The sequence below is a fragment of the Sphingobium sp. 15-1 genome (assembly GCF_013375535.1).
Taxonomy (GTDB): domain Bacteria; phylum Pseudomonadota; class Alphaproteobacteria; order Sphingomonadales; family Sphingomonadaceae; genus Sphingobium; species Sphingobium aromaticivastans.
Window position 1 is genome coordinate 1,441,054 of sequence record NZ_JABXJG010000001.1, and the last position, 26,717, is coordinate 1,467,770.

The 26,717-nt window shown below is 65.9% G+C and carries 30 protein-coding genes; 7 read left to right on the plus strand and 23 right to left on the minus strand.

Features of this window, described 5'->3' with window-relative positions; translation table 11 throughout:
- The first annotated feature begins 2 nt into the window (after window positions 1-2).
- On the plus strand, window positions 3-1,079 hold the full coding sequence (locus tag HUK72_RS06730) for a M48 family metallopeptidase (RefSeq protein WP_176596091.1): 1,077 nt from the start codon (window positions 3-5) through the stop codon (window positions 1,077-1,079).
- A 192-nt stretch (window positions 1,080-1,271) separates the two neighbouring features.
- On the opposite strand, the gene HUK72_RS06735 is transcribed toward HUK72_RS06730, so the two are convergent.
- The gene (locus HUK72_RS06735; protein WP_176596092.1) at window positions 1,272-2,291 is read right to left on the minus strand and encodes an NAD(P)H-quinone oxidoreductase; all 1,020 of its coding nucleotides are present in this window, start codon (window positions 2,289-2,291) and stop codon (window positions 1,272-1,274) included.
- Between the two features lie 96 nt (window positions 2,292-2,387).
- Between HUK72_RS06735 and HUK72_RS06740 the strand changes: the two genes are divergently transcribed.
- The 3 genes from HUK72_RS06740 (at window position 2,388) to HUK72_RS06750 (ending at window position 5,868) form a co-directional block, all read left to right on the plus strand.
- Window positions 2,388-2,585 carry a DUF1192 domain-containing protein gene (locus tag HUK72_RS06740; protein ID WP_176596093.1) on the plus strand — a complete coding sequence of 66 codons (198 nt, stop codon included), beginning with the start codon at window positions 2,388-2,390 and terminating at the stop codon, window positions 2,583-2,585.
- A 172-nt stretch (window positions 2,586-2,757) separates the two neighbouring features.
- Window positions 2,758-5,076 carry an ATP-dependent Clp protease ATP-binding subunit ClpA gene (clpA, locus tag HUK72_RS06745; RefSeq protein ID WP_176596094.1) on the plus strand — a complete coding sequence of 773 codons (2,319 nt, stop codon included), beginning with the start codon at window positions 2,758-2,760 and terminating at the stop codon, window positions 5,074-5,076.
- 159 nt (window positions 5,077-5,235) lie between these two features.
- Window positions 5,236-5,868 (plus strand): glutathione S-transferase family protein, encoded by a 633-nt coding sequence (locus HUK72_RS06750; protein ID WP_176596095.1) that lies wholly within the window; start codon window positions 5,236-5,238, stop codon window positions 5,866-5,868.
- A 281-nt stretch (window positions 5,869-6,149) separates the two neighbouring features.
- Here HUK72_RS06750 and HUK72_RS06755 read toward each other — a convergent pair whose 3' ends face one another.
- A complete protein-coding gene (locus tag HUK72_RS06755) occupies window positions 6,150-6,884 on the minus strand; it encodes a Bax inhibitor-1/YccA family protein (protein ID WP_176596096.1) in 735 nt (244 codons plus the stop codon).
- Between the two features lie 119 nt (window positions 6,885-7,003).
- On the opposite strand from HUK72_RS06755, the gene thpR reads away from it, so the two are divergent.
- Window positions 7,004-7,543, plus strand: coding sequence for an RNA 2',3'-cyclic phosphodiesterase (thpR, locus tag HUK72_RS06760; RefSeq protein ID WP_176596097.1), 540 nt, complete (start codon window positions 7,004-7,006; stop codon window positions 7,541-7,543).
- Window positions 7,544-7,700: 157 nt separating this feature from the next.
- Here the strand turns inward: thpR and HUK72_RS06765 are convergent, their stop codons facing one another.
- The 11 genes from HUK72_RS06765 to HUK72_RS06815 all read right to left on the minus strand — a co-directional run bounded on the left by HUK72_RS06765 (window position 7,701) and on the right by HUK72_RS06815 (window position 17,647).
- A complete protein-coding gene (locus tag HUK72_RS06765) occupies window positions 7,701-8,252 on the minus strand; it encodes a superoxide dismutase family protein (RefSeq protein ID WP_176596098.1) in 552 nt (183 codons plus the stop codon).
- Window positions 8,253-8,583: 331 nt separating this feature from the next.
- Window positions 8,584-9,660, minus strand: coding sequence for an OmpA family protein (locus HUK72_RS06770; protein ID WP_176596099.1), 1,077 nt, complete (start codon window positions 9,658-9,660; stop codon window positions 8,584-8,586).
- A gap of 190 nt (window positions 9,661-9,850) precedes the next feature.
- Window positions 9,851-10,354: a DUF2793 domain-containing protein gene (locus HUK72_RS06775; protein ID WP_176596100.1), complete on the minus strand. Its 504-nt coding sequence runs from the start codon at window positions 10,352-10,354 to the stop codon at window positions 9,851-9,853.
- Between the two features lie 38 nt (window positions 10,355-10,392).
- Window positions 10,393-12,594, minus strand: a complete 2,202-nt coding sequence (locus HUK72_RS06780) for a phage tail protein (protein ID WP_176596101.1) — start codon at window positions 12,592-12,594, stop codon at window positions 10,393-10,395.
- Between the two features lie 15 nt (window positions 12,595-12,609).
- Entirely contained in the window at window positions 12,610-12,966 is a 357-nt protein-coding gene (locus HUK72_RS06785) for a peptidoglycan endopeptidase (protein ID WP_176597771.1), read from the minus strand.
- Between the two features lie 8 nt (window positions 12,967-12,974).
- Window positions 12,975-13,793 carry a DUF2163 domain-containing protein gene (locus HUK72_RS06790; RefSeq protein WP_176596102.1) on the minus strand — a complete coding sequence of 273 codons (819 nt, stop codon included), beginning with the start codon at window positions 13,791-13,793 and terminating at the stop codon, window positions 12,975-12,977.
- Window positions 13,790-16,120, minus strand: coding sequence for a DUF2460 domain-containing protein (locus tag HUK72_RS06795; RefSeq protein ID WP_176596103.1), 2,331 nt, complete (start codon window positions 16,118-16,120; stop codon window positions 13,790-13,792). Before HUK72_RS06795 ends, HUK72_RS06790 begins: the two co-directional genes overlap by 4 nt.
- Window positions 16,117-16,659, minus strand: coding sequence for a tail tape measure protein (locus HUK72_RS06800; RefSeq protein ID WP_176596104.1), 543 nt, complete (start codon window positions 16,657-16,659; stop codon window positions 16,117-16,119). The genes HUK72_RS06795 and HUK72_RS06800 overlap by 4 nt, the downstream gene beginning before the upstream one ends.
- Window positions 16,660-16,740: 81 nt before the next feature.
- Window positions 16,741-16,935, minus strand: a complete 195-nt coding sequence (locus HUK72_RS06805) for a phage tail assembly chaperone (protein ID WP_176596105.1) — start codon at window positions 16,933-16,935, stop codon at window positions 16,741-16,743.
- Window positions 16,932-17,243, minus strand: a complete 312-nt coding sequence (locus tag HUK72_RS06810; protein ID WP_176596106.1) for a gene transfer agent family protein — start codon at window positions 17,241-17,243, stop codon at window positions 16,932-16,934. Before HUK72_RS06810 ends, HUK72_RS06805 begins: the two co-directional genes overlap by 4 nt.
- Entirely contained in the window at window positions 17,240-17,647 is a 408-nt protein-coding gene (locus HUK72_RS06815) for a phage tail tube protein (RefSeq protein WP_176596107.1), read from the minus strand. Before HUK72_RS06815 ends, HUK72_RS06810 begins: the two co-directional genes overlap by 4 nt.
- A 58-nt stretch (window positions 17,648-17,705) precedes the next feature.
- Between HUK72_RS06815 and HUK72_RS06820 the strand changes: the two genes are divergently transcribed.
- On the plus strand, window positions 17,706-18,029 hold the full coding sequence (locus HUK72_RS06820; RefSeq protein ID WP_176596108.1) for a hypothetical protein: 324 nt from the start codon (window positions 17,706-17,708) through the stop codon (window positions 18,027-18,029).
- A gap of 581 nt (window positions 18,030-18,610) precedes the next feature.
- On the opposite strand, the gene HUK72_RS06825 is transcribed toward HUK72_RS06820, so the two are convergent.
- The 9 genes from HUK72_RS06825 to HUK72_RS06865 form a co-directional block, all read right to left on the minus strand.
- Entirely contained in the window at window positions 18,611-19,006 is a 396-nt protein-coding gene (locus tag HUK72_RS06825) for a DUF3168 domain-containing protein (RefSeq protein WP_176596109.1), read from the minus strand.
- Complete coding sequence (locus HUK72_RS06830; protein ID WP_218035920.1) at window positions 19,003-19,209, minus strand: hypothetical protein; 207 nt, start codon at window positions 19,207-19,209, stop codon at window positions 19,003-19,005. The genes HUK72_RS06825 and HUK72_RS06830 overlap by 4 nt, the downstream gene beginning before the upstream one ends.
- Entirely contained in the window at window positions 19,206-19,691 is a 486-nt protein-coding gene (locus HUK72_RS06835; protein WP_176596111.1) for a phage head-tail connector protein, read from the minus strand. The genes HUK72_RS06830 and HUK72_RS06835 overlap by 4 nt, the downstream gene beginning before the upstream one ends.
- Window positions 19,692-19,813: 122 nt before the next feature.
- On the minus strand, window positions 19,814-20,926 hold the full coding sequence (locus HUK72_RS06840) for a phage major capsid protein (protein ID WP_176596112.1): 1,113 nt from the start codon (window positions 20,924-20,926) through the stop codon (window positions 19,814-19,816).
- A 200-nt stretch (window positions 20,927-21,126) separates the two neighbouring features.
- Entirely contained in the window at window positions 21,127-21,552 is a 426-nt protein-coding gene (locus tag HUK72_RS06845; protein ID WP_176596113.1) for an HK97 family phage prohead protease, read from the minus strand.
- Window positions 21,545-21,865 carry a DUF6127 family protein gene (locus HUK72_RS06850; protein ID WP_176596114.1) on the minus strand — a complete coding sequence of 107 codons (321 nt, stop codon included), beginning with the start codon at window positions 21,863-21,865 and terminating at the stop codon, window positions 21,545-21,547. The genes HUK72_RS06845 and HUK72_RS06850 overlap by 8 nt, the downstream gene beginning before the upstream one ends.
- Window positions 21,866-21,961: 96 nt before the next feature.
- Window positions 21,962-23,092 (minus strand): phage portal protein, encoded by a 1,131-nt coding sequence (locus HUK72_RS06855; RefSeq protein WP_176596115.1) that lies wholly within the window; start codon window positions 23,090-23,092, stop codon window positions 21,962-21,964.
- Window positions 23,093-23,281: 189 nt separating this feature from the next.
- On the minus strand, window positions 23,282-23,620 hold the full coding sequence (locus HUK72_RS06860; RefSeq protein ID WP_176596116.1) for a hypothetical protein: 339 nt from the start codon (window positions 23,618-23,620) through the stop codon (window positions 23,282-23,284).
- 157 nt (window positions 23,621-23,777) lie between these two features.
- The gene (locus tag HUK72_RS06865) at window positions 23,778-25,058 is read right to left on the minus strand and encodes a DNA-packaging protein (protein ID WP_255325777.1); all 1,281 of its coding nucleotides are present in this window, start codon (window positions 25,056-25,058) and stop codon (window positions 23,778-23,780) included.
- A 100-nt stretch (window positions 25,059-25,158) separates the two neighbouring features.
- Between HUK72_RS06865 and HUK72_RS06870 the strand changes: the two genes are divergently transcribed.
- A complete protein-coding gene (locus tag HUK72_RS06870; RefSeq protein ID WP_218035921.1) occupies window positions 25,159-25,605 on the plus strand; it encodes an acetyltransferase in 447 nt (148 codons plus the stop codon).
- A 445-nt stretch (window positions 25,606-26,050) separates the two neighbouring features.
- Here the strand turns inward: HUK72_RS06870 and HUK72_RS06875 are convergent, their stop codons facing one another.
- Window positions 26,051-26,626, minus strand: a complete 576-nt coding sequence (locus tag HUK72_RS06875; RefSeq protein WP_176596118.1) for a hypothetical protein — start codon at window positions 26,624-26,626, stop codon at window positions 26,051-26,053.
- Window positions 26,627-26,717: the final 91 nt, after the last annotated feature.

A 26,717-nucleotide genomic window follows, 5' to 3' on the forward strand; every position in this document is an offset into this window, starting at 1 on the left:
GCATGTCGGATTTCCGGCTCTGGCATTATGACGGCGTGACGGCGGTCCGGCGAAACGTCCTGCTTCGCCCTGCCGGCGCCGGCTTCGTGCTGGAGGAACCGGAAAGCGGCTGGGTCGGCGCGCCCACCGACTGGAGCGACCTTACCGTCATCGGCGCCCAGGGCGGGCGTTCGGCCTATGGCCACGGCGCGATCCCCGGCTGGCGCATGGGCTTTTCCGGCGAGGCACCATCCAGCATCGCCGCGCATCTGCCCAAGGGGGAACGCTATGGCCGCTGGATCGACCGCTTCGGTTTCTGGCCGGCGGCGGGAGCCTTCACGGCGGTCGCCGCCCTGATCGTCTGGGGCGCGCTCGAAGCGCCCGGCGTCATCGCCCCGCTCGTCCCGCAAAGCTGGGAAAACCGAATGGGCGACGCGATGGTGGGCGATTTCGGCGGCCGCTTCTGCCACACCCCCTCGGGCGACGCCGCGCTCCAGGCGCTGGCGGCGCGGATCGACCCTCAGCACGAAGCCCGCGAAATTGCGCTCGCCAATATCCCGATGGTGAACGCGGTGACCTTGCCCGGCGGGCGCATCATCCTGTTCGATGGCCTTGTCCAGCAGGCCCAATCCGCCGATGAAGTGGCCGGCGTCCTTGGCCATGAACTCGGCCATGTCCGCCACCGCGACACGATGACGGGGCTGATCCGTCAGCTTGGGCTGAGCGTGGTGCTGGGCGGGGCCGGGGGCAATGCGGGCGGCTATCTGAACGGCGTGCTATCGCTCAGCTATGGCCGGGGGGCGGAAAGCGCGGCGGACGGCGTCGCCATCGACCAGATGCGCGAGGCCCGGATTTCCCCTGCCGCCACCGCCGCCTTCTTCCAGCGCCTGGGCGGTCAGGAAGGCGATGGGAAGGAGGCGCAAGCGATGAGCTGGCTCTCCTCCCATCCGCTCTCCGCCGACCGCCAGCGCCGCTTCGCTGCGGCCGTCAAACCGTACGCATCCCATCGTCCCGCTCTGGACCAGGCGCAATGGCGGGCGCTGCGGGATTCCTGCGCGAAAGACCCGAAGGTCGCCAAATTCTGGGGCAAGCCTTTCTAAGACGAAGGGGTGGCCGAGGTTGGCCAATAGGAGACATAAGCTGCCTTTGCCACACACGTCATGCTGAACTTGTTTCAGCATCCATTTCTCCTCACATTCCGCCGCCTGTGGGGCACGATGGATGCTGAAACAAGTTCAGCATGACGGCTACGGTGAAGGCAGCTTCCCACCCAAAGCAGACACCCCACTCCATCAAACCGTCAGCACGATCTTCCCGAAATGATCGCCCGCATCCATGCGCGCATGGGCCTTTGCGGCCTCCGCCAGCGGGAAGCGGCTGTCCACGGCCGGCCGCAGCTTGCCCTGCTCGATAAAGGTCCACACCACCCGCATCAGCTCATCGGCCACCAGGCTCTTGAACGCCACGGAGCGGGGGCGCAGCGTCGATCCGGTCAGGGTCAGCCGCTTGCTCATGATCGCTGGAATGAAGACCTCCGCCTTGGGTCCGCTCATCACCGCGATGGAGACATGGCGGCCATCTTCCGCCAGGCACTGGATGTTGCGCGGAACATAGTCCCCGCCGACCATGTCGAGCACGGCCTGCACCCCCTGCCCGCCGGTGATCCGCTTCACCTCCTCCACATAGTCCTGGGTGCGGTAGTTGATCGCATGATCTGCCCCCCAAGCCTTCGCGGCCAGGCATTTCTCGTCGCTGCCGCAGGTCACGATGATGGCAATGTCGAACAGCTTGCAGAGCGCAATCGCCATGGTGCCGATGCCGCTGGTGCCGCCATGGACCAATACCGTGTCGCCTTCCACCACATAGGCGCGCTCGAACAGGTTGCTCCAGACGGTGAACAACGTCTCCGGCAGGGCCGCCGCCTCCACCAGATCATAATCGTCGGGTACCGGCAGGCACTGGCCAGCCGGCGCGACCGCATATTCGGCATAGCCTCCGCCTGGCAACAACGCGCAAACCCGGCGGCCAACCAGCAGTTCGGCGCTCCCGCCCGCGGCGACGATCACGCCCGAAACCTCCAGCCCCGGAATGTCCGAGGCGCCCGGCGGCGGCGGATATTTGCCCTGGCGCTGCATCACGTCAGGCCGGTTGATGCCAGCAGCCGCGACCTTGATCAGCACTTCGTCGGGACCGGGCACGGGAACCGGCCGCCGCTCGGGCACCAGCGCCTCCGGCCCGCCCGGAACCTTTATGCCGACCGCCGTCATTTCACCCGGCACCGTTTCGCTTGGCCTTGGGCTTTCTATCGCCATGCTGCCCCCGCGGCAAATGTTGCACCGCACCTAAAATCGATGGGCGGAATGAAGGCCTTATTGACAGACTGGCCTACAGGGTCAACATTGCGATTCATGGACATGGATGACGATCGCCCCAGAAAGGCCGATGATCCGCTGACCCTACTGCTTCGACAGGATCTGGGTCCCCTGTCCGTGGCCGATCTCAATGCGCGCATCACCGCGCTGGAGGGCGAAATCGCCCGCACCCGATCGAAGATTGAAAGCGCCGTTAACCACAAGGCAAGTGCCGAGGCGTTATTCAAGCGATGAACCCGCGTCTTGCCCTTCGCGACTCCACGGGAGTTCAACTTCTTCGGGTTTCAAGGGGCATGGGCAGTCTGGCAATTCCGGTGGTCTCGGGTCGCACCTTGATCCATCGTCGAGCAATGCCGACATATGGTTCAAGTACAGCCCCTCCTTTGGGGTCAGGAGTATAAAAGACATGCCATCTTTCGCATCCGCCCTTGAAACCACCTTGCATAATGCGCTGACCCACGCTTCGGAGCGTCGTCACGAATATGCGACGCTGGAGCATCTGCTGCTCGCGCTCATCGACGATGAACATGCGTCGAAGGTGATGCAGGCCTGCGGCGTGGAGCTTGGCGAATTGTCCGACGCGGTGACGCAATATCTGGACTCCGAACTGGACAGCCTGAAGGTGGAGGGCGCAAGCGACCCCTCGCCCACCAGCGGCTTCCAGCGGGTGGTCCAACGCGCGATCCTGCACGTCCAGTCCTCTGGAAAAGATGAAGTGACGGGAGCCAATGTGCTCGTCGCGCTTTTCTCCGAGCGGGAGAGTTACGCCGTCTATTTCCTCCAGCAGCAGGATATGAGCCGCCTGGATGCCGTCAGCTATATCAGCCACGGCGTCGGCAAGGGCACGGCCGCCCCTGAGCAGCGCGAGACCAAGGGCGCTCAGGAGGAGGAAAAGAAGGCGCAGGACAGCAAGGGCAAGAAGGACAGTGCCTTGGAGCAGTTCACCGTCAACCTCAATGAGAAGGCGGCGCGGGGCAAGGTTGACCCGCTGATCGGCCGCGCTTCCGAAGTCGATCGGACGATCCAGATCCTCTGCCGCCGGTCGAAAAACAACCCGCTCTATGTGGGCGATCCGGGCGTGGGCAAGACCGCCATCGCGGAAGGCTTGGCGCGCAAGATCGTGGAGGGCGAGGTTCCCGATGTCCTCAAGGAAGCGGTGATCTACTCGCTCGACATGGGCGCGCTGCTGGCCGGCACCCGCTATCGCGGCGATTTCGAGGAACGGCTAAAGGCGGTCGTCACCGAGTTGGAGAAGATGCCCCACGCGGTCCTCTTCATCGACGAGATTCACACGGTAATCGGCGCGGGCGCAACGTCAGGCGGCGCGATGGATGCATCCAACCTGCTGAAGCCCGCTCTATCGGGCGGCACGATCCGCTGCATCGGCTCCACCACCTACAAGGAGTTCCGCAACCATTTCGAGAAGGACCGCGCCCTGCTGCGCCGTTTCCAGAAAATCGACGTCAACGAACCCACGGTCGAGGACACGATCAAGATTCTCGCTGGGCTGCGCAGCGCCTTTGAGGAGCATCACAACGTCAAATACACTCCCGACGCGATCAAGGCGGCGGTGGAACTGTCGGCGCGCTACATCAACGACCGCAAGCTGCCGGACAAGGCGATCGACGTGATCGATGAGGTCGGCGCGATGCAGATGCTGGTGGTGCCGAGCAAGCGCAAGAAGACGATCACGCCCAGGGAGATTGAGCAGGTCATAGCGACCATGGCTCGCATTCCTCCCAAGACCGTCTCGGCGGACGACAAGTCGGTCCTCGAAACGCTCGACACGGATTTGAAGCGCGTCGTCTTCGGCCAGAACCGGGCGATCGAGGTGCTGTCCTCCGCGATCAAGCTGTCGCGGGCGGGCCTGCGCGATCCCGACAAGCCGATCGGCAACTATCTCTTCTCCGGCCCCACCGGCGTCGGCAAGACGGAGGTTGCGCGGCAGCTCGCCCATCTGCTCGGCATCCCGCTCCAGCGCTTCGACATGTCGGAATATATGGAACGCCATTCGGTCAGCCGCCTGATCGGCGCGCCTCCGGGCTATGTCGGCTATGACCAGGGCGGCCTGCTGACCGATGCGGTCGACCAGAATCCGCACTGCGTGCTGCTGCTCGACGAGGTCGAAAAGGCTCACCCGGACCTGTTCAACATATTGTTGCAGGTGATGGACAATGGCCGCCTGACCGATCACCATGGCAAGTCGGTGGATTTCCGCAACACCATCCTCATCATGACCACCAATGCCGGCGCGTCGGACATGGCGAAGGAAAGCATTGGCTTTGGTGAGTTCACCCGCGAAGATGTGCAGGAGGACGCGGTGAAGAAGCTCTTCACCCCGGAATTCCGCAACCGCCTGGATGCGGTGGTGCCCTTCGGCTATCTGCCGCCGGAAATCGTGGCGCGGGTCATCGACAAGTTCGTGCTGCAACTCGAACTGCAACTGGCCGACCGCGACGTCCACATCACCCTGGACGACGAGGCGAAGGCCTGGCTCACCAAGCGCGGCTATGACAAGCTCTATGGCGCCCGCCCGATGGGCCGTCTGATGCAGGAGAAGATCAAGCAGCCGCTGGCCGAGGAACTGCTGTTCGGCAAGCTGGTCCATGGCGGAGAGGTCCATGTCCGGCTGAAGGACGACGCCCTCGCCTTCGAAATCACCCCCGCCGCCCCCAAAAAAGGCAAGAAGGGCGGCAAGGCGAAGCCGGCGGAATCAGCCAAGTAAAAGCCGGCGGGAATCAATGAAAAGGGCGGCCCAACGGGTCGCCCTTTTTCTTGAGCAATGCTAAACCCGCCGGATGGGACTGCCGGACCGCTTCCACGATCCGGGGCGCAATCCCCGCGCGATCCAGAAAGACGCCCGCTGACCGCAGGAGAGCATGCCATGGCTGAAACCATCACCTTCTACACCAACCCCATGTCGCGGGGACAGATCGCCCGCTGGATGCTGGAGGAAGTCGGCCAGCCCTATGAGATGATCGTGCTGGATTATGGCGCGGGCGGCATGAAGTCCGCCGATTACCTCGCGGTCAACCCCATGGGCAAGGTTCCGGCCATCGTCCACGCCGGCAAGACGATAACGGAATGCGCCGCCATCTGCGCCTATCTGGCCGACGCCTTTCCCGCCGCGGGCCTTGCGCCCTCGACCGGCAACCGAGCCGACTATTATCGCTGGCTGTTCTTCGCCGCCGGCCCTGTCGAGGCCGCCATCACCAACAAGGCGCTTGGCTTTGTCGTTCCCGAAGACCGCGAACGCATGGCGGGCTATGGCACATTCGACCATGCGATCGACGCACTGGAGCATGCCGTCTCCGGCCCCGGCTGGATTTGCGGTGACCAGTTCACCGCCGCTGACGTCTATGTCGGTTCCCAGATCGACTGGGGCCTGAGCTTCGGCACCATCCCCAGCCGCCCCAGTTTCGAAGCCTATGCCGCCCGCCTGCGCGAACGCCCAGCCTATCGGCGGCAGAAGGAGCTGGACAACGCCCTCATCGCCCAGATGCAGAAACCCGCCTAGAGCGCGTGGAGCACGGCCGGAAATGGCCAATTCCTGCCGTTCAGCGATACGTGCTCCTGCGCAGGCAGGAGCCCAGTTCAGACGTTGCGATGATCCACTAAGGGCAGGACTGGGCTCTCATGAACCACTCGTCTCATTCGAGTGCCTGCGCAGGAGCAAGGTGCGCTTCTAGGAAACCGCGCAAATAGATCATCCGCTCCCCATCCCCCACTAAGCCCAAAAAACAAAAGGCCCGGCGAACCACTCCGCCGGGCCTTCCTTATCTCAGCCAGGAACCGCTTTCAGTTCCGCTGATTGCCCATGAAGCGCAGCAGGAACAGGAACATATTGATGAAGTCGAGATAGAGGTTCAGCGCCCCCATCACCACCGACTTGCCCATCATGTCCGTACCCGCGACATAGGCGTAGATGCTCTTGATCTTCTGCGTGTCATAAGCCGTCAGTCCCGCGAACAGCAGCACGCCGATGAAGCTGATCACCAGATTCATCGCGCTCGACCGGAAGAACAGGTTGATGAGGCTGGCGACCAGCAGGCCGACGACACCCATGATCAGAAACGTGCCGAAGCCTGAAAGGTCACGCTTCGTCGTATAACCCCAGAGGCTGAGCCCCGCAAAAGCAGCCGCCGTCGCAAAGAAGGTCTGCGCCACCGACGTACCCGTGTAGACCAGCAGGATCGACGAAAGCGACAGGCCCATCACCGCGGCATAGGCCCAGAACATCGCCTGCATCGCAAAGGTCGACAGGCGATTGACGCCAAAGCTCATGACCATCACGAACAGCAATGGCGCGAACATGATGACATATTTCAATATCCCGGGTCCCGCCAGGATCTGATAGGCAAGGCCGCTCGACGCGAACAGCATGGCGACCACGCCAGTCAGCAGCACGCCACTCGCCATATAATTGTAGACCGACAGCATATAGCTGCGCAGGCCAGCGTCGAACGCCTCCCCGCGCGCAACCGTCGTGCCGCCAAAACCCGCAACGGAACGCGGATCGGACCAATTGGCCATGAGATAATCTCCTTCACCGGCATGACACAGCCGATACCCCTATTATCGGCTTATCCCACGCTCAATTCAAGCGGGGAGCGCGACCTGACTTATTGCGATGGAAAGGTTATAGGGAAATCATGCATCGTCTGTTCGTCGCCATCCGTCCGCCTGCCGACATCCGCGCCGGACTGCTCGGCCTGATGAACGGGATCGCGGGCGCGCGCTGGCAGGATGACGACCAACTTCACCTCACCTTGCGCTTCGTGGGCGAGGTCGACCGCCATCAAGCCAATGACCTGGCCGACGCGCTGGCCGCAATAAGATTTGCGCCTTTCGAGCTGACCCTGTCCAGCGTCGGCTGTTTCGACCGCAAGGGTCATGTCCACACGCTATGGGCGGGCGCCCAGCCGCACGATCCGCTCATCCAGCTTCACCAAAAGGTCGACCGAGCCTGCATCCGCGCCGGCCTCCCGCCGGATGACCGCAGCTATTTCCCGCATGTCACGCTGGCCCGCTTCGGGCGGACATCCGGTTCCATGGAGACGTTCATGGCCCGCCACACCGACCTCAAGAGCGCACCTTTCACCGTCGAAGACTTCGCCCTGTTCGAAAGCCATCTGGGCCAGGCCGGTCCGGCCTATCATATGGTCGAACGCTACCGGGCCGAAACAAGCTGAAGCACATCGCCCCCAATTCGATGCGGGCCGCCCGCCCCGACAGTCTTTCCCGATAAGCGGAAACGCGTCCTCACTTCGTTACCGCCTTCCCGAACCGCCGTCCTGAAAATGCCCTACCAGACAGCAGACGCGACGATCGGCCGCGCCTCTCCCGAGCCTATCCCGCCGACAGCACGCCGCAAGCAATTCGCCCGCCTGCATTGCCCGCCGGATCGGTTTTGTTGTCATCGGCCTGCGCATGGATGACGACCGCCGCGCCGTCAGCATCCAGAAGGGGTGTCGCCCCGCCATTGATCGTGCCGCCGGGAATAACATATTCCATCTCGCCCCCGCCATCCGCGCCAGCGATCATGTTGGGCATATCACCCATATGCATGCCGTCCGGATTATCCTTGCCATGCTTGTGCCCGGTCGGGTTCCAATGCCCACCGGCACTTGTGAAGTCGGGCGGCGTGCAGCTCCCGGTCATATGGATATGCACGGCATGCATGCCCGGCGTCAGCCCCTGCGCATGCACGACGACATGCAGGCCATCGCCCGCTTGCGTCACCATCGCCTCTCCCCGCGCGGAACCATCCCCGGCCAGCAGCTTCGCATGCACCATCGGCGCGGCAGCATCGGCAGCGGGCGCACCGCCCGACGAACTTGTCGCGCAGGCCGACGCCAGGACAGCCAGAGGCAGTGCCATAAGGATTGCGGCAATTTTCATGATGAACACACTCCCGAGAAGGACGCTGCCAGGGCGAACGCGGCAAGGCGCATTTTTGTTGCCTAGAGTGCGCTGCGTTAAATCTGGAGCAGGTCGCGCGCTCTAGTTTTTGTTATCGCATCGTTTTTTTGCAGAAAACCGGTTCCTGCTTTTCCGCACGATGCTCTAAGCGATCCAAATTGTCACCCGATTTCCATCTTTTGCCAGCCCGTCACAATCGGCCGACCGGATCACCCGCCCCGCACAGCCCGGCCCTAAACCCTGCATAGAAAAAGGGGCCAGTCTTTCGACCAGCCCCTCAATCCATTCCCATCCCGAAGGATGGAAGATCTTACTGACCCGAACCCGGACCGTAGGTGATTTCCACGCGACGGTTCTGCAGTTCGCGAACGCCGTCGGCGGTTTCGACGCGGGGGTTCGCTTCACCGAACGCCTGGGTCGTGATCACGCCGTCGGGGATGCCCTTCGAAGCGACATAGGCCTTAACGGCGTCAGCGCGACGCTGCGACAGACCGACGTTGTACGAGGCCGTACCGGAACGGTCCGCATAGCCCGCCAGCATGACCTGGGCGCTACCGCAGTTGCTGTAGGCCGAAACCGCGTTGTCCAGAATGGTGGCGGCGTCAGGCGTGATGTCCGACTTGTCCCATTCGAAGAAGACGATGTACGGCCCAGGGCTGCACTCGGCCACCGGCGGCGGAGGCGGAGGCGGCGGGGGCGGGGGGGGAGGCGGCGGCGGGGGAGGCGGCGGCGGAGCAGCCGGTTCACCACCGAAGTTGTAGGTCAGACCCAGCAGCAGGCTGTGGGTGCGCAGCTTGGTGTCAACCGACGAACCGGCGGGGCCACCGATGGTGGTGTAAGCCGGGATCAGCTTAATATCGTCCTGGTTGAAGAAGCGATACTTCAGCGAAACGTCGACATGGCTGGTCAGCGGATAGCGAACGCCAGCGATCGCCTGCCAGGCGAAACCGGTGTCGGAATCGTTGACGAGATCGTTGGCCAGCTTGCCGCGCGACACGCCGACGCCGCCGCCGACGAAGCCCTGCAGGCCATCATCGGGACCGAAGTCCAGCAAGCCGTTCAGCATGAACGACAGGGCCGAAGCCGCGCCACCGAAACCGCTCTTGTCGAGGTCGACCTTGGCGCGCTTGTAGGCTGCCTCTGCTTCCAGACGGAAACCGCCGAAGTCATAGCCGATATTGGCGTCACCATCGAAGCCCTTGTGGTAGTCCACACCGGCAACCGTGTTGCTGGCTGCACCGGCATTACCGGGGGTGAAAGTGATGTCCTGATCTTCGACGAGAACAACGCCGGAGTCGATGCCGACATACCAGCTATTGTCACGCGCCAGGGCCGGGGTGGCCAAGGCGCTGGTCGCAAGCACAGCCGCGAGGGCAAGCTTCCGCATCTGAATTCCCCTTTCAAAAGTGTCACGAAGGACTGCTGAAACCCTGTATCGGCTAGAAAGTTTCATGGCAAGTCCACAATTGGCAAAACTGTTGCAAAAATAACGCAGTTAACCCTGTTCGCCCTCTCCGGTCAGCTAATTCGCGGACGCCTTCTGGTAAAAGGCCGTTACACCAAAAGTCATGGTTCAATCAGGCCTCGATCAGCCCATGTGCGCGCAGTACAGCCAATATGGCCGAAAGGGCGGAACGCGCCTCCGCATCGACCGTCGCGCCCCCCGATGGCGCGGCGATTGCCGCCATCCGCGCACCAACGACGCGCGCGCCATCGACATACAATCCGTCATCCCGCGCGGAACAATCCTGCCAATCCACGCCATCATGTCGCATCGCATGCCCCCGGTCCACGACCCACAAGGAAAGCCCGGCACGCGGAGCGGCAAACCGCCATCCCCCTTCGGTCCAGCAGGCCATCGCCCCCTCCTGCCCTTCCCACGCCCCCGAAGCATCCGCCGCCACGATCCAGCAGGCGCCGATCGTAGGCGAAGCCGGCGGCGTTCCTTCGTCAGCGCTTTCCACCGCGCCGTGCAGCAGCATGTCGATCCGCGTCAGCGCCTCGTTATGAAAAAGCTCCTTCTGCGCCTGCCCGGCAAAAAGCTGGGGCAAGGCCCAACGGATAGTGGCATCCATCGTCATGATTCGATTGTCCTTTTTCGTTTGAAAGCAAAGCCCGATCAGCCAGCCAGCACGATGCGCGCCGCCCGTCCCATGGCGTAGGACCCGATCTGCCGCACCTCCACGGCCAGCTCGCCGCCCTCCCCCATATCCTCGGCCACCGCCGCCGCTTCATAGGTCCAGCCGGGTTGATCGGTGACGATCCGACGCAGCTCGTTCATCCCCGCCCAAAGGCGCAACTCGTAACTCTCCCGGTCCTCGCCCAGCGGCACATCGGTCCCGCTGGTCCAGCGCCATCCGTTCCGGCTCCGCCTCGTCCAGCCGATGATCCAGCCACCCGCGCCGTCAGGCCGCGCCGTCACATGGACCGGAGAGGGCGGCGCCACAGCCTCCCCCGTCACCGTCAACAGCGCATCACTCGGCTCACCGTCCCCCACGCCGATCGCCGCGACCCGGACAGACCCGCCAATCTCCGGCACGCCGCCATAAGCGGCAAGCGGCTCCACCAGCCGATCCTCTTCCAGCAACAGGAAATCCTCGCCCGCCTCATGGGACGCCATCGCCCATTCGGTTCCGAACAGACCCCGCCGCAACCCCTCCAGCCGGAAGCTCACCTCCCCGGTCTGCACCGCATGGCTGAACTGGATGAGTTCCCGCCCGACCAGACAGAGATTGCGCCCCAACGCCAGCGCCGCCTCATCCGCCCCGTTCAATTCCATATCCGCCGCCAGCAGCGTGACCTGAACGGCATGGACGCCATCGATCAACGTCGCGCTTCCCGCAGGCAGCGCAGCGTCCAGCCACCCCATCACCGCCCGCCCCGCCGTCCGCCCGACAGGCGAAGCCTCCCCCGTCGCGCCGATCGCGAAAAGCGCCGCCCCACGCCATCCTTCGCCGCCGCTCGCCGCCGCCACGATGACCGGCGCCGTCGCCAGCCCATCCCGGATCAGCGGCAAGTCCGCCAGCATCAGCGTCGTCGGCCCATGCGGCCTGTCCGCCTGCCGCACGACCGCGCCCGAAGACGCCCCCGCCGGTATCGCCGCGCCCGCCCCCGGCACGCGCCGAAGCGCCAACCGCACGGCCATGGCCTCCCATTCCCGCTCCTCGATCCGCCAAAGCCCCGGCACGCCCGCAACCGTCACCACATCGCCCGGCGCATGGCACAAGGCGTCCCACCCGCACCGCAGCGTCATCGTCGCGCGCCCGGTCCAGGCCATCCCCATCTTCCGCGCCGCCAGCGCCCGCGCCTCCTCGCCCGTCAGCACGGCCGGCAAGTCCATTCCCTGCTCCAGCCGCCCCGGCCCCGGCCTGCCGATCCGCTGCACGCCCGCCTGATAATCCCGCTCCGGATCATAATAGCGCACCGAAAGCGCCACCGGCACGCCATCGGCCGCGCCGCCCGACCGCTCGAACCCCTCCAGCGCCCGCCCATTCACCGACCGGCACAGCCCAGCGCCACCGACAACCGCCCCACCTTCCGTCCCGGAAGCGCGCAAATGCAACCCGCCATCATCAGCCACAAAGGCAAGATCGAACGCCTCCACCAACGGCGCCAGCGCATCGCCCACATCAGCACCGCTCGCCGCCATGCCGCCCAACGAACCCAGGCCGTCGCCCGTCAGCATCCCCCCGCTCAACTCGGCAGCCATCCCGGCAACCGAAACCGCGCCCTCATCCGCCTCGACCTCGAAGGTCAGGGAAGGAATCCGATTGCCATAATCCGCCAGCGCCAGATCCTCGAACACCGCATAGGCGATCCCCCGATGCCCCGGCGTCAAGCCCAAGCCCTCCGCCGCCGCGATCAGCGGATCGACCGCCTGATCCTCTCCCCCGCCATGCAGCCGGAAAGCCCCCAACTCCGTCTTGAAATCCCCCGCCACCCCGCGCAGCAAATTCCCGTCCGCCCAGATGCGCCGCACCGACCGCACCGACCGCGCCGACAAGGCCACGGCAAAACTCGCGGAATAGCTGTAGCTGGTGACGCTCGGCCGCCCCTTGCCCCCGCCGCTCTTATGCTTGGTCTCCTTGAGGTCCGTCGCCCAGATCACCGTCCCCGCCACCCGCAGCGTCCCGAACAGCTTCGGAATCTGCGACCCATAGGTGGAAGTCTGCACCTGCACCTCGGTCAGCCGCCGCCCCTCGACCCCCTTGGGCTTGAACAGCACCGCATGATCGAAGGCATTGCCGATCAGTCCGCCAATGGCGCCACCCAGCGGCCCGCCAATGGCCGTGCCAAGGGCGGTCAACACAATCGTCGCCATAAAAATATCCTCCTATCAGGCTCGCCAGTAGCCCAACACCGGCCAGGGCGACTCCCCCGGCATCTCCACCACGCGCCCCACACCCGCATGGGCATGGACATGCCCACCCGGCACGACGATCATCAAATGCAGTTGCAAAGGCCCCGGCCGCACCAACACCAGATCGCCAGCCCGCCCCGCCTCGACCCGCCGCAACCCCGCCGCCCGCAACCAGTCCGCAGCCAGCCGCTCATCCCCCGACCGCAGCCCATAACCCTCCGGCGCCGCCCGCCCCAGCACCAGCGCCGCCAGTCCCACGCAATCCAGCCCCCGCTCCGACACGCGCCCATGCAGCCGAAAGCGCACGCCCACCAACGCCCGCGCCGCCGCCACGACCGCGCTCAAGCCGCCCCCGGATAGCGCGTCAGCAAATCCGTCCCCGGCAGATAAGGCTCCCCGCGAAAGTTCACGACATTCCCGAACCGCCCGGCACAGGTCGCCAACTGCCGATCACACCCCTCGGTCAGCAAGGCCAAAGCCCCAGCCTCCACCGCAAAAGGCGGCGGATCGGCCAGGGTCAGCGCCCCGCCATCATTATCCACCACCCCCTGCAGGACCCCGCCATTGGCCCCGGTCAACCACCGCAAAGTCCCAAAGGCATAGGCCCCCGCCGCCAGCCCCGACACAACCACGACGGCATCCTCCACAGCCCCGACAGCCACCACCCGCCGCCGCCCGGCCAAATCGACCCGGCACTGCCGATCCCCCAGCGCCGCCCGGCAATCCGGCGAAGTCGAAGGCGCGACCGGCGCTTTCAAGGCCGCCATCGCCCCCACCAGCTCCGCCGTGAAAGCCCCCGCCCTGCGCGCCACCGCCCCGATCTCCCCGCGAGCCAGCAACAACCACAAATCGCCAGGAGCCTCCCACTCCGTCAGCCGCAATTCCAGCGCAGCCCCATCCCAGCGCCCCGCCGCCAGATCGGCCTCGCTGATCGCATCGGACACCAGAGCGCCCTCCACATCGGCATCGCTCCCCTCGACCCCGATCCCGCTCCGCACGGCGGAGGGCGTCATCCCCGGCGCCGCCCGATACAGCACATGCCCGACAGCCAAGTCCCGATCATGACTGGTCAGCCCAATCGTCACCCCATCCCGCCGCTCGATCCGCCAACAAAAGGCCAAAGTCGCCAACGGCCGATCCAAAGCCTCCAGCCCACTCATTCCCTGATCTCCACCAAAGGCACCGAAGGCGCTTCCCCCGCCGCAAAGGTCGCCCGGTTGATGTCCAGCCGATCCTCTGCAAAACGCACCGGCACATCGAACCGATAGCCAGCCGTCAACACCGCCCCCTCGGCAGGCGCGACATCGAAGGCGATCACCCCCAACCCCGCATGACTCCAGCCGCCAACCATCTCGACCCCATCCACGGCCACGCGGATGGTCCCCGCCACCGGCCGCGTAATCCGCCGCGCCTGCGCATCCTCGCCCAGCCCATAAAAGCGCTGCAACGGAAACTCAGCCCGCACCCCGTCACCCAGCCCCAGACGCTGGTCCAAAGGCCCCGGCCCCCCGCCCACGCCGCAACTCCGGTCATCATAAGGGTCCGCGAACCGAAACCCCCGCGCCGCCCCGCGCCGCGCCCGAAAGAAAGCGATCAGCGCCGCCATGTCCGCCTCCGACCGCACCCCCGGCCCAGCATCGAAGGACAGCCGCGCATCCGCCCAATCGCTGCTCCGCCGCTCATGCCCGGAAACGCTCTCGACAATCTGCGTCGAGAAAGCAGGCGCCACACTCGCCTCCCGCCCGATCGCCAGCGGAAAAGCCACATCATCAAAGGCCTGCACCGCATCCTCCCCATCCAGTCTGAAGCAGGTAAAGCCATCCCGCGCCACCTGCGGCAGCGCCCACACAAAGGTCGCCGCCGTTCCCCGCCGCACCGCCGCATCCGCGGCCGCCGCAATCTCCCGCCACTGCCCGGCATCCTCGCCGCGCAGCACGAAACCCGAAAAATAATGCTGCTCATGCACCGGATAACCCAGCCGCTCGACCGCCAGCGCGACCCCGCGCGCCGTCAGCCGCTCCCGCCCCTCCGTCACCCAGTCATAATCCTCCAACTGCAACACGTCGAAGGCCGGCGAAGCCCAGCCAATCGGCATATTCGCCCGCTTCGCTTCGGGCGCCAGCGGATCGAGCACGGTCGGCAGATAGGCCAGCAAATGCGTCACCGCCCCCGGCGCCACCCCCTTCACCCACCCACATAATGAAGCCGTCGAAGCCGCCAGCACCTCCCCCGCCCGATCCAGCAAGGCCTTCTGAGGCGCACTCAAACTCCCCCGCACATCCGGAATGGAAACCAGCAATCCGCCAAAGGCCGCCCGCGCCGCATCGTCATACAGGCAGATGCGCCCGTCTCCCGGCATCACCCACCACCACGGCTCCCCCACCTGAAACTTGATGGGAATCCCAGCCGCCAACCCAATGGCGACAAAGGCCCCCGCCACCAGCCGCAAATAGCTCATCGCCCCGTCATGCGCGGGGGAGAGCAAGGTCGAAGGCGGCGACCACCCCGTCAGCGCCGGCGCGCCATCCTCCGCCCGCTGCTTCCAGTCGTTCCAGCAATGCGCATCGAACAGTTCATAGGAAAGCGACCAGATCACCCCCAGCCCCAGCGCCTTCGCCCTCTGCGCGAAATCCGCGTGCCAGGCCGCGCAGGGCGCGTTCAGCACCCCGCCCGCCAGACTGATGTAAAAACCGCCCCCCAGCGGTTCGAGCCGGAAATAATGGCTCATCCCCACATAATGGTTGATGTCCCCGCGATAGCCGAGCGCATGGATCGCCCCGACAATCCGCTCCGGCGTCTGGTTGAAGCAATCGTCATAGCCCGTCGCCATCGACAGCCCATGCTCGGGCAACACCACATCACCGACGGCCAGCACCGAACCCGCCCCATCGCACCGCAGATCGGACAATTCACACCATCCCTCCACTCCGCCGGAAAAGGGCGTGCCGCCAGCATCATAACCCGGCGCGGCGAGCGAGATGAACATCCGGTCCACATCCCCCGCCCACACCGGATCGGCTTCGCCCGGCAACAGAAAGCCGCCAGCCAGATCGGAAAAATCGAGCGTGACGACAGCATCTTCCGGCCCACCGCTCGCATAATTCCACAAGCGCACATACCAGGAGCGCGGCTCACCCTCCGCATCCCGCCCCTCAATGGTCAGCGTCGGCCCATGCGTCTCATCCAACCGCCGCAGCCCCCCGCTCCGCCAGCGAAAGCGCAGCACGCAATCGCGAAAATCCCGATCCGTCTCATAGGCCAGCAGAGCATGGCTCCACTTGTCCTCCGCCTCCCAGATCAGCCCCGCCAGATCCCCCGACCCGTAAAAGACGGCATCCACCCGAAGCGCGTCCGGCGCGGTGGTGACGACACTCGCCATCATCGGCCGAGGAAAATTGACGGTCCAATGCGTCGGCGCGAACCGCTTCATGAACCGCGCCTCCTGCCCCCGCCGCGCATCGGCCAGCCAGTAAGCCAGTCTACTCATCCGCTTATCGCCCCCCTGACCGCCCGAGCCACCTGCCGCGCACTGCGCGCCAGCAATCGAGCGCTATCCGCCCCCTGCCCCTGCACCGCGATGCTCACCCGCACATCCCGCGCGCCGCCGCCGCCGTTCGGAACGACCTGCCCGCTCGCGGTGGGCACAAAGACCTCCGGCCCCCGCTCCCCCACGACATAGGCCCGCCCCGGCGCCACTGGCCCGCCGGTAGCCCGCCCCGGCAAGCCCAGCGCAGACGCCGCCAGCCCGATCAGCCCGCCATCGCCCCCGATGCTGTTCATCCCGGCCCGCAAGGCGCTGGCCGCGATGTCGTCCAGCACCCGCAACGCAATGGCCTTGAGCTCCTCAAAGCCGAACTGCCCGGTCCGCACCGCCCGCAACAACCCCTGCTCGATCCGCCGCCCGGCCCGCTCCGCACCCGTCGCAAGAGGCCCTTCCAGCTCCCCCCGCATGGCCTCGACATCCCGCGCAAAACCCTGCGTATCCGCCCGCACCCGCACGACCAGATTGTCGATCTCCTCGTCCATCCCTCTCACCTCGCAACCGAAAAGAAAAAGCCCCTCCCTTCAGGGAGGGGTTTGGGGAGGGGAAAGCCCCACATTCCAACCTCAATCCGGCATCACCGCCTTCAACCTCTCCAACTCCCCGAGATCCATCCCGACCTCCGGCGCCTCTTCCCCCCGGGCCGCCCGCAAAACGCCCTCCAGCTCTACCGGCGTCGACCGCCAGAACTCCTCCGGCCGCCACCCCAGCAACCACCCCGCGACCCCTGCCAGCCGCGCCGCCGCTTTGAAAAAGCTCATCGTCCCCCCAAAATCTGCCCGAGTATCCCGCGCAAAACCGGCGTCAGCTTCGCCAGCCCCGCCGCCACGATCGCCTCGCCCAAAGCCTCCCGCGTCAACCCGGCCGGCGGCTCCGCCAAACAATGCCAGAACAGCCCCGCCATCTCGCCCAGCGACAGCTTCCCGTCCGCCGCCCGCTCCACCAGCGCGAACAACGGCCCCAACTCCTCCTCAGCCGCCACCAAAGCCGCAAAACTGGGCCGCAGCACAAAGCGCTCCCCGCCCAATTCCAGCGCAGCCTCGCCCCGGGCGCCATTCGCCCCGCTCACAGCGACACCACCGGCCCGGAGCTTTCCAGGCTCAGCGCATAGTTGCGCTCGCCATTATAATCCCCGGCATAGTCCAGCCGCGTCACCAGAAAGCGCCCGCGCATCTTCTCGCCGCTTTCGAAGCTCAGCTCATAATCCTCGATGGTCCCGGCCAACGCATGGTTGCGCAGCCGCACCTCCGCCGTCGATCCTGTGAAGATGCCCGCCGCCGACACGCTGACCGACCGCACCCCCGCGCCCGACAGCAGCTCGCGCCAACCCCCGCTATCCTTGCTGGTGACGTTCACCGCCTCGCCGTTGACGGACAGTTGCGTGGTCCGCATGCCCGCGACCGTGGCGTAGGCGACCGGCGCCCCGCCATCCCCTATTTTCAATAGAAACGCGCTTCCTTTTTCCACACCCATGGAGCATTCTCCTCTAAGATAAACCGTGCAAGATTCGGGATTTGGAGAGAGGCCCAAAATGTTCGTGACCGCCCCCCTGATGCTTTTGCTGGCCGCCGCTCCGCAGAGCGCCGACGCTGTCGGCAACGGCCGCAAGGCCTATTCGGAATGCCTGTCGAAACAGATCCAGCCCGCCATCGACAAGAAGCTGACGCTTGGCGATTTCCAGGCCTCGCTAAAGGCCCAGTGCGGCGACAAGGAAGCCGCCTTCCGCGCCGCCGTCGTCGCGGACGACAAGTCCAGCGGCATGTCGGAAAAGGATGCCCAATCCGACGCCGACGACCAGATCAGCGAATATAGGGACAAGATCGTCGGAGAATTCGAAGACTATTCGAAGTCCTGATCCACACGCCAAATCCTCCCCATCAACGATGGGGAGGGGGACCACGCAAAGCGTGGTGGAGGGGAACGCCCGCAGGGCGCCGCAGGTCGGGCCATCTTCCTGAGGGCTCTCCCGTCCAGGTCAAACCATGTCCCTGCACAGCCGGGAACCAGTCCAGCCGTCGAAACAGCGCTCCGCCCCACGCATAAGCAGGGCGCGCTTCAACCTGGACGGCCGGTAGATTTGCCCAAAAATGGCTAATTCCGGACGTTTCCTTATTCGTCACCCTGAACTCGTTTCAGGGTCCATTTCTCCGGATTGAGCCTTAGAGTCCGTTTGAGAAATCGCGGAAGAGCGATTTCCGAGGCGGCACCAGCCCTCTCCCCCACCCGGCCACCCAACGGCAGTATTTTATGGGTGGCCGGGTGGGGGAGAGGGCTGGTGCCGCAATGCGCCAATAGGCGCATTCTCAAACACGCTCTTAGCTGATGGGGAGAAATGGATGCTGAAACAAGTTCAGCATGACGAGTATAGTAAGGACCAGAAACCAACCAAACTACACCCCCAACCAAAACCCTCACACGCCTTAACCAAGACGCACCCTAAACCCTCACCACCCGCAACCGATAATCCGCCAACGCCTGCCACCCGTCCCGCGCGCCCGTCCGCGCCACCCGCGATCGCACCAGCCGGGCTCCAATGACCCGCCAGCCCCCAACAAGCCCAACCGCCCGCAAGACAGCATCGACCCGCGCCAACAACCCGGCCAACCGCGCAGGCGCCTCCCCCACATCGAACAGGCTGACGGTCACCACCAGCTCGCGCCCTTCCACATCCTTCGCGCCCCAATCGAGCGCGAGACAATCCCCCACCACGCCATAAGGCGCACTGGCCCGCCCCGGCGCGCCGTCGAACAGCCCGTTCAACCCCGCCATCAATTCCGCATCGCCGCGCAGGGCCGCAACGATCGCCCCACGCACCGCCACTTCCGCGCTCATCGCCGCCCCCTTCCTGAATTTCGGCTCACTTCCCGCAGCGCCAAATCGCCCATCCACCGCCGCCTGAGCCCGGCCCCGGACAAGCGCACAATCTCGCCCTCGACCCCGGCCTCCCCGACCCCGCCCGCCAGAGCCGCCGCGACGATCCCCCGCCGCCGCGCCTCAAGCCGCTCCTCCACCAGCGCCAGCAGCCGCGCCATCATGCCAGCCGCATCCGCCGCCAAGGCCGCCACAGCGCGCTCACCACGGCGGGCGGCGTCGCCACCTCGCCGTCCCGCGCCACGAAATGCTCCGCCGCCAGCCGCACGATCCCCTGCCGGATCGCCTCGGGCAATGCCTCGACATCCGCCGCCAGTCCCGCCTGGTACCGCACCGTGACGCGCCCCGGTCCATCCGCCAGCCGCGCCCGCACCCAGCCATCCCCCGAAGCATCGATGTCGACCGCATAGGCCTCCGGCGCCAAAGCAACGCCCTCCACCTCCACCCCCAGGATCGCCACCACCGGCCGCGCCATCAGCCGCTGCCAGCTCCCGTCCGCCAGCACGGTTTCGGAAGCCTCCCGCACCACCAGCCACTGCCCGATAAACTGCTCGCAAAGCCCCGAAGCGCTCCCCAACAGCCGCTCCAGCACGCCATCCTCATCATCCGACCCGATCCGCAACCAGGCCTTGAGATCCGCCAACATGGCCCCTCCCCAAGAAAAAGGGGACGCCCGGCAGGACGCCCCCCGTCATTCCTTCTCCCCTTGTGGGAGAAGGATACGCAGCCTTGGCGGCAAAGCCGCCTAGGCGAAGTTGGATGAGGGGTTTAGGACGCCGCGAACTTCATCAGCTTGATCGCCTCCGAATTCGCCACGGCCCCGCCGATCCGCTTTACGGCATAGAAATGCACGAACGGCTTGTTGCTGAACGGATCGCGCAGGATGCTCGTCTCGCTCCGCTCCGAAATCACATAGCCGGCCTGGAAATTGCCAAAGGCGATCGACAGCGATCCGGCGGCAATATCCGGCATATCCTCCGCCTCGACCACCGGATAGCCCAGCAAGGTCGCCGGCTGCCCCGCCGCCAGGGAAGGCTGCCAGATGAACGCCCCATCGCTGGTCTTCATCTTGCGGATGACCGCCAGCGTAGCCGAATTCATCACGAAGCAGGCCCCCTGACGATAGGGTGCGCGCAGGCTCTGCACCAGATCGATCAGCTTGTCCTGCCCCGACGCCGCAAAAGCGCCCGAAGCCCCCGACGCCACATATTGCAGCGATCCGAAGGCACGCGCGCTATCCGCCTCATTGGTGGCGGTATAGGTCAGGAACCCCTTGGGCTTGTTCGTCCCATTGCCATTGACGAAGGCCGCGCCCTCCGCCGCCGCGAACTCCCTGGCGATCTCGCCCGCCAGCCAGCCCTCGACATCGAACTGCGCATCATCCAGCATCGCCTGAGACGCCGCCGGATTGGCGTAAAGCTCGCCCGAAGGCGGCACGATCTCGTTGAAACTGGGCGTAGCCGTCTCCGTCCGGGCCCCCGTCTCGCTCGCCCACCCGGACACGATACCGCCCGAAGTCACCAGCTTGCGATAACCCGCCGTCCCCGTCCGCACGACATTGGCGATGGATCGAATAGGCGAAATGCCCTTCAGCGTCGCCCCGATGATCTGATCGATCTCCCGCGGCACCGCATAGCCGCCCGCCGCGCCCGAAGCGCCGGAAAAGCTCTTCAACTCGACCCCGGCCTCCAGCCCCTGCCGCACATAACGCTCGACAAAGGCCGCCCGACGCGGATCGATCGCCCCGCCCTTCACGCCATCCAAAGCCGGCCGCTGTTGGACAAGCAACGCCCCCTTCAGCGCCGCGATCTCATTTTCCAGCCCGGCGATACGCTCACCCTGCACCACCGCATCAAAGCTCGCTTCCAACTGATCCGTCATCCACCACTCCCACGAAAAAGGGGCGCCCAAAGGAGCACCCCTGCAAAACCTTCCCCCCTCGGGGGAGAAGGATACGAAGCCTTGCCAGCTCTGCTGGCTAGAGCGTTTTCCAAGCAGATAGAATCATCTGCTGACTCGGAAAACGCGGCAAAACAAAGGTCTAGAGCAGCCGATCCGATGCAATCGGGTCGGATTCTGCTCTAGGCGAAGTTGGAAGAGGGGGATTGCTCCACCCCCTCCACCGCAATCACCCGCGCCAGATCCTGCATCGGATGCGTCACGACGCTCACCTCCACGACCTCCAACTCCAACAACTCACGCGGCGCAGCCCCCCGGGCCTCCCGCACCCGATAGCCAAAGGAAAGCCCATCCACCGCCTTCTCGCGCAAGGCCCGCCCGGCATCCCGCCCGGCCGCCGTCCGCCCGGAAATCCGCCCGATCACGCGCAGCCCCCGCGCATCCTCCTCGACCTTCTCGACGGTCCCGATCACCTCCCCCGGCCGATGCTGCCACAGCAGCGGCACCCCCGCCGCCACCCCGGCGAAGGCCCCTGCCCGCACCACGTCCCCGCCCCGGTCCACCCGGTCGAACACCGCCGCATAGCCCGCGAACCGCACGTCACTCATGCGCCAGCCCCAGCAAGCCCAGCTTCACCGCCATCCCCAGCAGCACCAAAGCCATCACGATCCGAACGACCCAGGCGACCACAGCCCCCCGCGCCGCCTTCTTCGCATCGCGCCAGGCGCCCAGCAGCTCGCGCAATTCCCGCACATCATCCTCAGCGCCGCCATCCGCCAGCCCCAGCCGTTCCAGCGCCCGGCCGACGCCCAGCTCGCTCGCCTCCTCGATCAGCGCCCGGATCATCAGCATGTCCGTCCCCACCGGCTGCGCCTCGGCCTGCGCCACCAGCCGCGCCAGCATCTCCCCATCATATTTCATCACATCCTCCTTCCCCTCTCCCTTCAGGGGGAGAGGGCAGCGAGACTTGGCGGCGAAGCCGCCTAGTCGCAGCGGGAGAGGGGGCAATCCGCCCTCTCAACCGATCCCCAACATCGCCCTCTTCTCCTCCGCCGACAGGAAGTCCGCCGCCGCCACCCGCTCCCAAAGCGCGCTCCGCTCCTCCGACAGCGCGGGCACCGCATCCAGATTCGCCCGCAGGCACAGCTCCGGCCACCAGCCTTGCAGTCCCTGGCTCAACCCGCTGCAAATCTTCGTCACCAGGGGCAGGATCGTCTGCCGCCACAGCGCCCGGTTCGCCTCCCGGTAATTGGCGTAGCTATTATCCCCCGGCAGCCCCATCAGCATCGGCGGCACCCCAAAGGCGAGCGCGATCTCCCGCGCCGCCGCCGCCTTCAGCCCGACAAAATCCATCTCGGCGGGGGTCAGGCTCATCGCCTTCCAGTCCAACCCGCCCTCCAGCAGCATCGGCCGCCCGGCATTGGCGGCGCCGGAAAAGGCGACCTCCATCTCCCGCTTCACCCGCTCGAACTGCTCGGGGCTCATGACCGACCCGTCCCCCGGATCATAGACCATCGCGCCCGACGGCCGCGCCGCATTGTCCAGTAACGCCTTGTTCCACACCGTCGCCGCATTATGGATCGCCACCGCTCCAGCCGCCGCCCCGACGCAGCCCAGCCCATAATGGTCGTCCAGCGGATGCAGCGCCTTCAGATGCACGATGCCGGTCCGCCCGGCTCCGTCTTCCGGCGCCAGCCGCGTCACGCTTTCCCCCACGCGATAGAGATAGGCCGCCGGCCATCCCCGCGCATCCGCCTCGACGCTGACCCGCTCCGGCCGCAGCGCATACAGCTCCGCCGGCGCCCCGTCCGCCCCCGCGATCACTTGGACATAGGCATTGCCGTGCAGCAGCACATGGCTCGCCAGCGTCTCCACCAGCGACTGCCCCGCCGAACAGCGCGTCACCAGGGCCAGCACCCACTTCTGCGCCTCCGCCGTCACGCCTTCGACGGTCAGGGCGGTCCCGCCCGCCCCTTCCGCGATCAGCCGCATCGCGCGCTGCGCCACCGGATTGCCGACGACCCCGGCGCGCAATTGCGCCTCATAGCTTGCCGGCCATTCTCCCAGCGCCACGCCGCCCGAACCCCAGGCACGCGCCAGCACCGGCCGCGTGCCTGCCCGCGCCGCCTTCACCCCAAAAAATTTCATGAACCCCACCCCAAACAAAAAATCCTCCCCCAAGGGGGAGGATGGTGAAGCTTGGCAGCTCGCTGCCTAGCGAAAGCTGGAGAGGGGGACCCCCCTCACCTGCAAAAATCCTCCCTCCGGAACGGGGGGAGGATAGTGAAGCTTGGCGGCGCTCAGCCGCCTACCGAAACTTGGAGGGGGGCTGTCCCCTCAGGGATTCCGAGCCAAAACCCGATCGCAAGCCGAGTTCGTCCCCTCACTCTTCCCGATCACGCGCCCGGCCACGGCCCCCGCCGCGCCCGCCAGCAGGGACTCGCCCAAATTCCCCCCAGCCAGCGCCCCGACGCCCGCGCCACCGGCCGCGCCGATCACCGTGCCCCGGTCGCGGCCCTTCTTCGCCTGGAGCAGACAATAGCGCACATCGTCCCGATCCCGCGGCGCCGCCCGCGCCACCCGCGCCCGCTCCTTGCTGCTGAGCGAAGCCGCCATCACCGGCCCGCTCACCACAGCCAGCCCCGCCGCGGCCATCATCCATCCCGCCCATTTCATGACCCATTCTCCTTGCAAATCAGACCGAAGGATTACGCAGAACCCCGCGCCATTGTTCCCCCATTACGAATCCGTAATGTCCGTGGATAAAAACACACCGTGTTCCTGCGAAGGCAGGAACCCAGTTCCGCCTCAGCCCCGGCAAAACCAAACTCCCCTAAATCCCTCGCACCCGGGCATCCCCCCGCCGCCCAAGCATCAACTCCGTCAACCCCCAGACCAGCGCGTCGGCCCGATCCGGCGACCGCCCCGGCCCGGCATAGCCGCCCCCCAGCATCATCCCGCACAACTGGTCCTCCAGCTCCGCAAAGCCGCCCCGATGCGCCACCCGCCCAGCCTCGTACAAGGCCGCCACCGGCTCCGCCCGCGCCACCTTGCCCCGGCTCGCATGCACCAGCCGCACCGGCAGCCCGGCCTCCGCCGCGCGCAGCACGCTCTCGACCATGGCCCCGCCATTATTGGCCTCCGCCACCACCCGGTCCGCGCCATGCACCAGCGCCGCGCCGCTTGCCGCCCGCGCCCAGCCTTCCGGCGTCGCGCCCTCCACGGTCGCATCGGCAATCACATAAGCCCGCCCATCGTTCCCCAATCCAACCACAACGATCCCGCAGGCATCCCCATGCGCGGAGGCAGGCGGATCGACCGCCACCACCACCCGCGCCAGCGCGCCATGCACATGCGCCACCCGGCACCGCTCCAGCAAATCCCGGCTCCACAGCGCGCCCTCAACCTCCTCGATCAGCTCGCCGTCCAGCTCCTGCCGCCCCAGCCGCGTGCCGCCATAATTCCGCTCCATCGCCGCCAGGAACCCGTCGGCCAGATGCACGACATTGTCCGCCGTCCGCCCCCGCGTCACCACCACGTCGCCACCGGCCCGCTCCACCAACCCGCGCACCAAAGCCACAGGCCGCGGCGTCGTCGTCGCCAGCACGCGCGGCGCCGCGCCCAACCGCATCCCCATCATCAGATTGTCCCAGGCCGCCTGCCCGCCCGCCCATTTGGCGATCTCATCGGCCCAGCCATGGCTGAACTGCGGCCCGCGCAGGCTCTCCGCCTCCGCCGCCCCGAACAGGGTCGCCACCGCGCCGTTGCGCCACACCAGCTTGCGCAAGGCGGGCAGGAAGGCAGGCCGGTTCCACCAGGGCGCGACGGCCAGAACGCCCGAAGCGCCCTCCACCATCACCGCCCGCGCCTCGCCCAGCGTCGCCCCGACCAGCGCGATCCGCGCCGCCGGATCGCTCTCCGCGACCGACCGCACCCATTCCGCCCCGGCCCGCGTCTTGCCGAAACCGCGCCCCGCCATCATCAGCCAGATGCGCCAGTCCCCCTCCGGCGCCAGTTGCTCGGGCCGCGCCAGCCATCGCCAGTCATGCGCCAGCGCATCCGCCGCCGCCCCGCTCAGCCCCGCCAACACCCGCTCCCGTTCCGCCTCCGGCATCAGCGCCAACCGCTCGAAATCCGACAGTTGTCCCACGCGCCCGCCTCCATTCATCGATTTCCCCGGCCACGAATTTGGCCAGCCCGCATCGCGTCCCTATATGCCGGCGATGAGTTCGATCCGCCCCGCCCGCGCCGCCGACGGCGCCCGCCTGCTCGACATCTGGCGCAAGGCCGTCGACGCGACCCATGACTTCCTGACCCCGGCAGACCGCACCGCCATAGAGGGGGAAGTCGCCGCCTTCCTCCCCCAGTCCCCGGCCTGGCTCGCCACCGACACGGACGATCACGCCATCGGCTTCATGCTGATCGACGGCACGCATATGGAGGCGCTGTTCATCGACCCCGCCTGGCACGGCCAGGGCATAGGCCGCCGCCTGGTCGACCACGCCCTGTCGCTCCACCCCACGCTCACCACCGACGTCAACGAACAGAATGACAGGGCCATAGCCTTCTACGAAGCCCTGCGCTTCGCCCGCACCGGCCGCTCGGAACAAGACGGCCAGGGCCGTCCCTACCCCCTTATCCACCTCCGCTACGCCCCCTGACCGATGATCTTGGACAACGGCTGAAGCGAACCACACCGCGCTCCTCCGCAAGCACTCGAACGAGACGAGTAACTCGTGAGAGCCCAGTTCAAGCGGCGCGATAATACGCCAACGGCAGAACCAAGCCGCGTGGACGAATTGGAATGTCGGGAAATGGCCAATAGGGGACGTAAGCTGGCCTATCCCTCATTCGTCATGCTGAACTTGTTTCAGCATCCATTTCTCCCCACGAACCAAGGCTCAATCCGGAGGAATGGACCCTGAGCCGCAGGCCAGCGCAGCTAAACAAGTTCAGGGTGACGATTATGGAAACGGCAGGAAACCACCCAAATCACTCAGTCCAACGAGTCTTGAATTTGTCCACATCGCCTAGACTCCTGCCTTCACAGGAGCACGAAGCATCCCAAGGAAAGCAGCAAACAGTTCGCCTCCTCCCCCCAAAAAGTCACCCACCCCCACTCCTCTCCCGCACCAACGCCAAAGCCTTCCGCAACCGCGCCACGGCATCCTCGCCATCCGGCCGCTCGACACTCTCCTGCTCCCGCATCTCCGCCACTTCCTTATCATGCGCCTTGAGCACGATCGCCTGCACCATATGCGGATGCCCCCGCTTGATCTTCCGGCTCTTCACCGCGCCCTCGCCGTCCAGCACGATCTCCTCCTCCTCCGTACCGAACAGCGCCTGACGCAGCATCAGCGTCTTCAACTCCTCATGCCCGATGCTCAGCGCCTGCTTCCACGCCCGCGCAAAACCCGGATCGCGCCGCTTCAGATGATAGGCGCCCGACAAATTCCGCCCCACGACCCGCGCCGCCTCGCTAACGTTGCAGGTCACGGCCAGCGTCTCCAGAAACCTCTGCCGCAATTCCGCCGTCCAGCTATCCTTGCGCTGCGCCCGCATCTGCGCGCCGTTTCCCGCCTCGCCCTGCTGGCCGTTCGCCAGGACCAGCACCCGATCCGGAGCCTTCGCTCGCCCGCCAAAGCGCTGCGTCCTGCCCGCCTCCTTCACCTCATCCGCCATGCCCATCCTCCGCGCCCCAAGCAAAAGGGCCGGCCCCTTCGGACCAGCCCCCGCACGCCTCCTTGGCGACTCACCTTTTCCCAATATCGCC

What these genes read in the sequence shown, in the direction of transcription:
- HUK72_RS06730 (WP_176596091.1), top strand. Translation starts at nt 3, where the DNA reads ATGTCGGATTTCCGGCTCTGGCATTATGACGGCGTGACGGCGGTCCGG.
- HUK72_RS06735 (WP_176596092.1), bottom strand. Translation starts at nt 2,291, where the DNA reads ATGGCGATAGAAAGCCCAAGGCCAAGCGAAACGGTGCCGGGTGAAATG.
- HUK72_RS06740 (WP_176596093.1), top strand. Translation starts at nt 2,388, where the DNA reads ATGGACATGGATGACGATCGCCCCAGAAAGGCCGATGATCCGCTGACC.
- clpA (WP_176596094.1), top strand. Translation starts at nt 2,758, where the DNA reads ATGCCATCTTTCGCATCCGCCCTTGAAACCACCTTGCATAATGCGCTG.
- HUK72_RS06750 (WP_176596095.1), top strand. Translation starts at nt 5,236, where the DNA reads ATGGCTGAAACCATCACCTTCTACACCAACCCCATGTCGCGGGGACAG.
- HUK72_RS06755 (WP_176596096.1), bottom strand. Translation starts at nt 6,884, where the DNA reads ATGGCCAATTGGTCCGATCCGCGTTCCGTTGCGGGTTTTGGCGGCACG.
- thpR (WP_176596097.1), top strand. Translation starts at nt 7,004, where the DNA reads ATGCATCGTCTGTTCGTCGCCATCCGTCCGCCTGCCGACATCCGCGCC.
- HUK72_RS06765 (WP_176596098.1), bottom strand. Translation starts at nt 8,252, where the DNA reads ATGAAAATTGCCGCAATCCTTATGGCACTGCCTCTGGCTGTCCTGGCG.
- HUK72_RS06770 (WP_176596099.1), bottom strand. Translation starts at nt 9,660, where the DNA reads ATGCGGAAGCTTGCCCTCGCGGCTGTGCTTGCGACCAGCGCCTTGGCC.
- HUK72_RS06775 (WP_176596100.1), bottom strand. Translation starts at nt 10,354, where the DNA reads ATGACGATGGATGCCACTATCCGTTGGGCCTTGCCCCAGCTTTTTGCC.
- HUK72_RS06780 (WP_176596101.1), bottom strand. Translation starts at nt 12,594, where the DNA reads ATGGCGACGATTGTGTTGACCGCCCTTGGCACGGCCATTGGCGGGCCG.
- HUK72_RS06790 (WP_176596102.1), bottom strand. Translation starts at nt 13,793, where the DNA reads ATGAGTGGGCTGGAGGCTTTGGATCGGCCGTTGGCGACTTTGGCCTTT.
- HUK72_RS06795 (WP_176596103.1), bottom strand. Translation starts at nt 16,120, where the DNA reads ATGAGTAGACTGGCTTACTGGCTGGCCGATGCGCGGCGGGGGCAGGAG.
- HUK72_RS06800 (WP_176596104.1), bottom strand. Translation starts at nt 16,659, where the DNA reads ATGGACGAGGAGATCGACAATCTGGTCGTGCGGGTGCGGGCGGATACG.
- HUK72_RS06805 (WP_176596105.1), bottom strand. Translation starts at nt 16,935, where the DNA reads ATGAGCTTTTTCAAAGCGGCGGCGCGGCTGGCAGGGGTCGCGGGGTGG.
- HUK72_RS06815 (WP_176596107.1), bottom strand. Translation starts at nt 17,647, where the DNA reads ATGGGTGTGGAAAAAGGAAGCGCGTTTCTATTGAAAATAGGGGATGGC.
- HUK72_RS06820 (WP_176596108.1), top strand. Translation starts at nt 17,706, where the DNA reads ATGTTCGTGACCGCCCCCCTGATGCTTTTGCTGGCCGCCGCTCCGCAG.
- HUK72_RS06825 (WP_176596109.1), bottom strand. Translation starts at nt 19,006, where the DNA reads ATGAGCGCGGAAGTGGCGGTGCGTGGGGCGATCGTTGCGGCCCTGCGC.
- HUK72_RS06830 (WP_218035920.1), bottom strand. Translation starts at nt 19,209, where the DNA reads ATGATGGCGCGGCTGCTGGCGCTGGTGGAGGAGCGGCTTGAGGCGCGG.
- HUK72_RS06835 (WP_176596111.1), bottom strand. Translation starts at nt 19,691, where the DNA reads ATGTTGGCGGATCTCAAGGCCTGGTTGCGGATCGGGTCGGATGATGAG.
- HUK72_RS06840 (WP_176596112.1), bottom strand. Translation starts at nt 20,926, where the DNA reads ATGACGGATCAGTTGGAAGCGAGCTTTGATGCGGTGGTGCAGGGTGAG.
- HUK72_RS06845 (WP_176596113.1), bottom strand. Translation starts at nt 21,552, where the DNA reads ATGAGTGACGTGCGGTTCGCGGGCTATGCGGCGGTGTTCGACCGGGTG.
- HUK72_RS06850 (WP_176596114.1), bottom strand. Translation starts at nt 21,865, where the DNA reads ATGAAATATGATGGGGAGATGCTGGCGCGGCTGGTGGCGCAGGCCGAG.
- HUK72_RS06855 (WP_176596115.1), bottom strand. Translation starts at nt 23,092, where the DNA reads ATGAAATTTTTTGGGGTGAAGGCGGCGCGGGCAGGCACGCGGCCGGTG.
- HUK72_RS06860 (WP_176596116.1), bottom strand. Translation starts at nt 23,620, where the DNA reads ATGAAATGGGCGGGATGGATGATGGCCGCGGCGGGGCTGGCTGTGGTG.
- HUK72_RS06865 (WP_255325777.1), bottom strand. Translation starts at nt 25,058, where the DNA reads ATGCCGGAGGCGGAACGGGAGCGGGTGTTGGCGGGGCTGAGCGGGGCG.
- HUK72_RS06870 (WP_218035921.1), top strand. Translation starts at nt 25,159, where the DNA reads ATGCCGGCGATGAGTTCGATCCGCCCCGCCCGCGCCGCCGACGGCGCC.
- HUK72_RS06875 (WP_176596118.1), bottom strand. Translation starts at nt 26,626, where the DNA reads ATGGCGGATGAGGTGAAGGAGGCGGGCAGGACGCAGCGCTTTGGCGGG.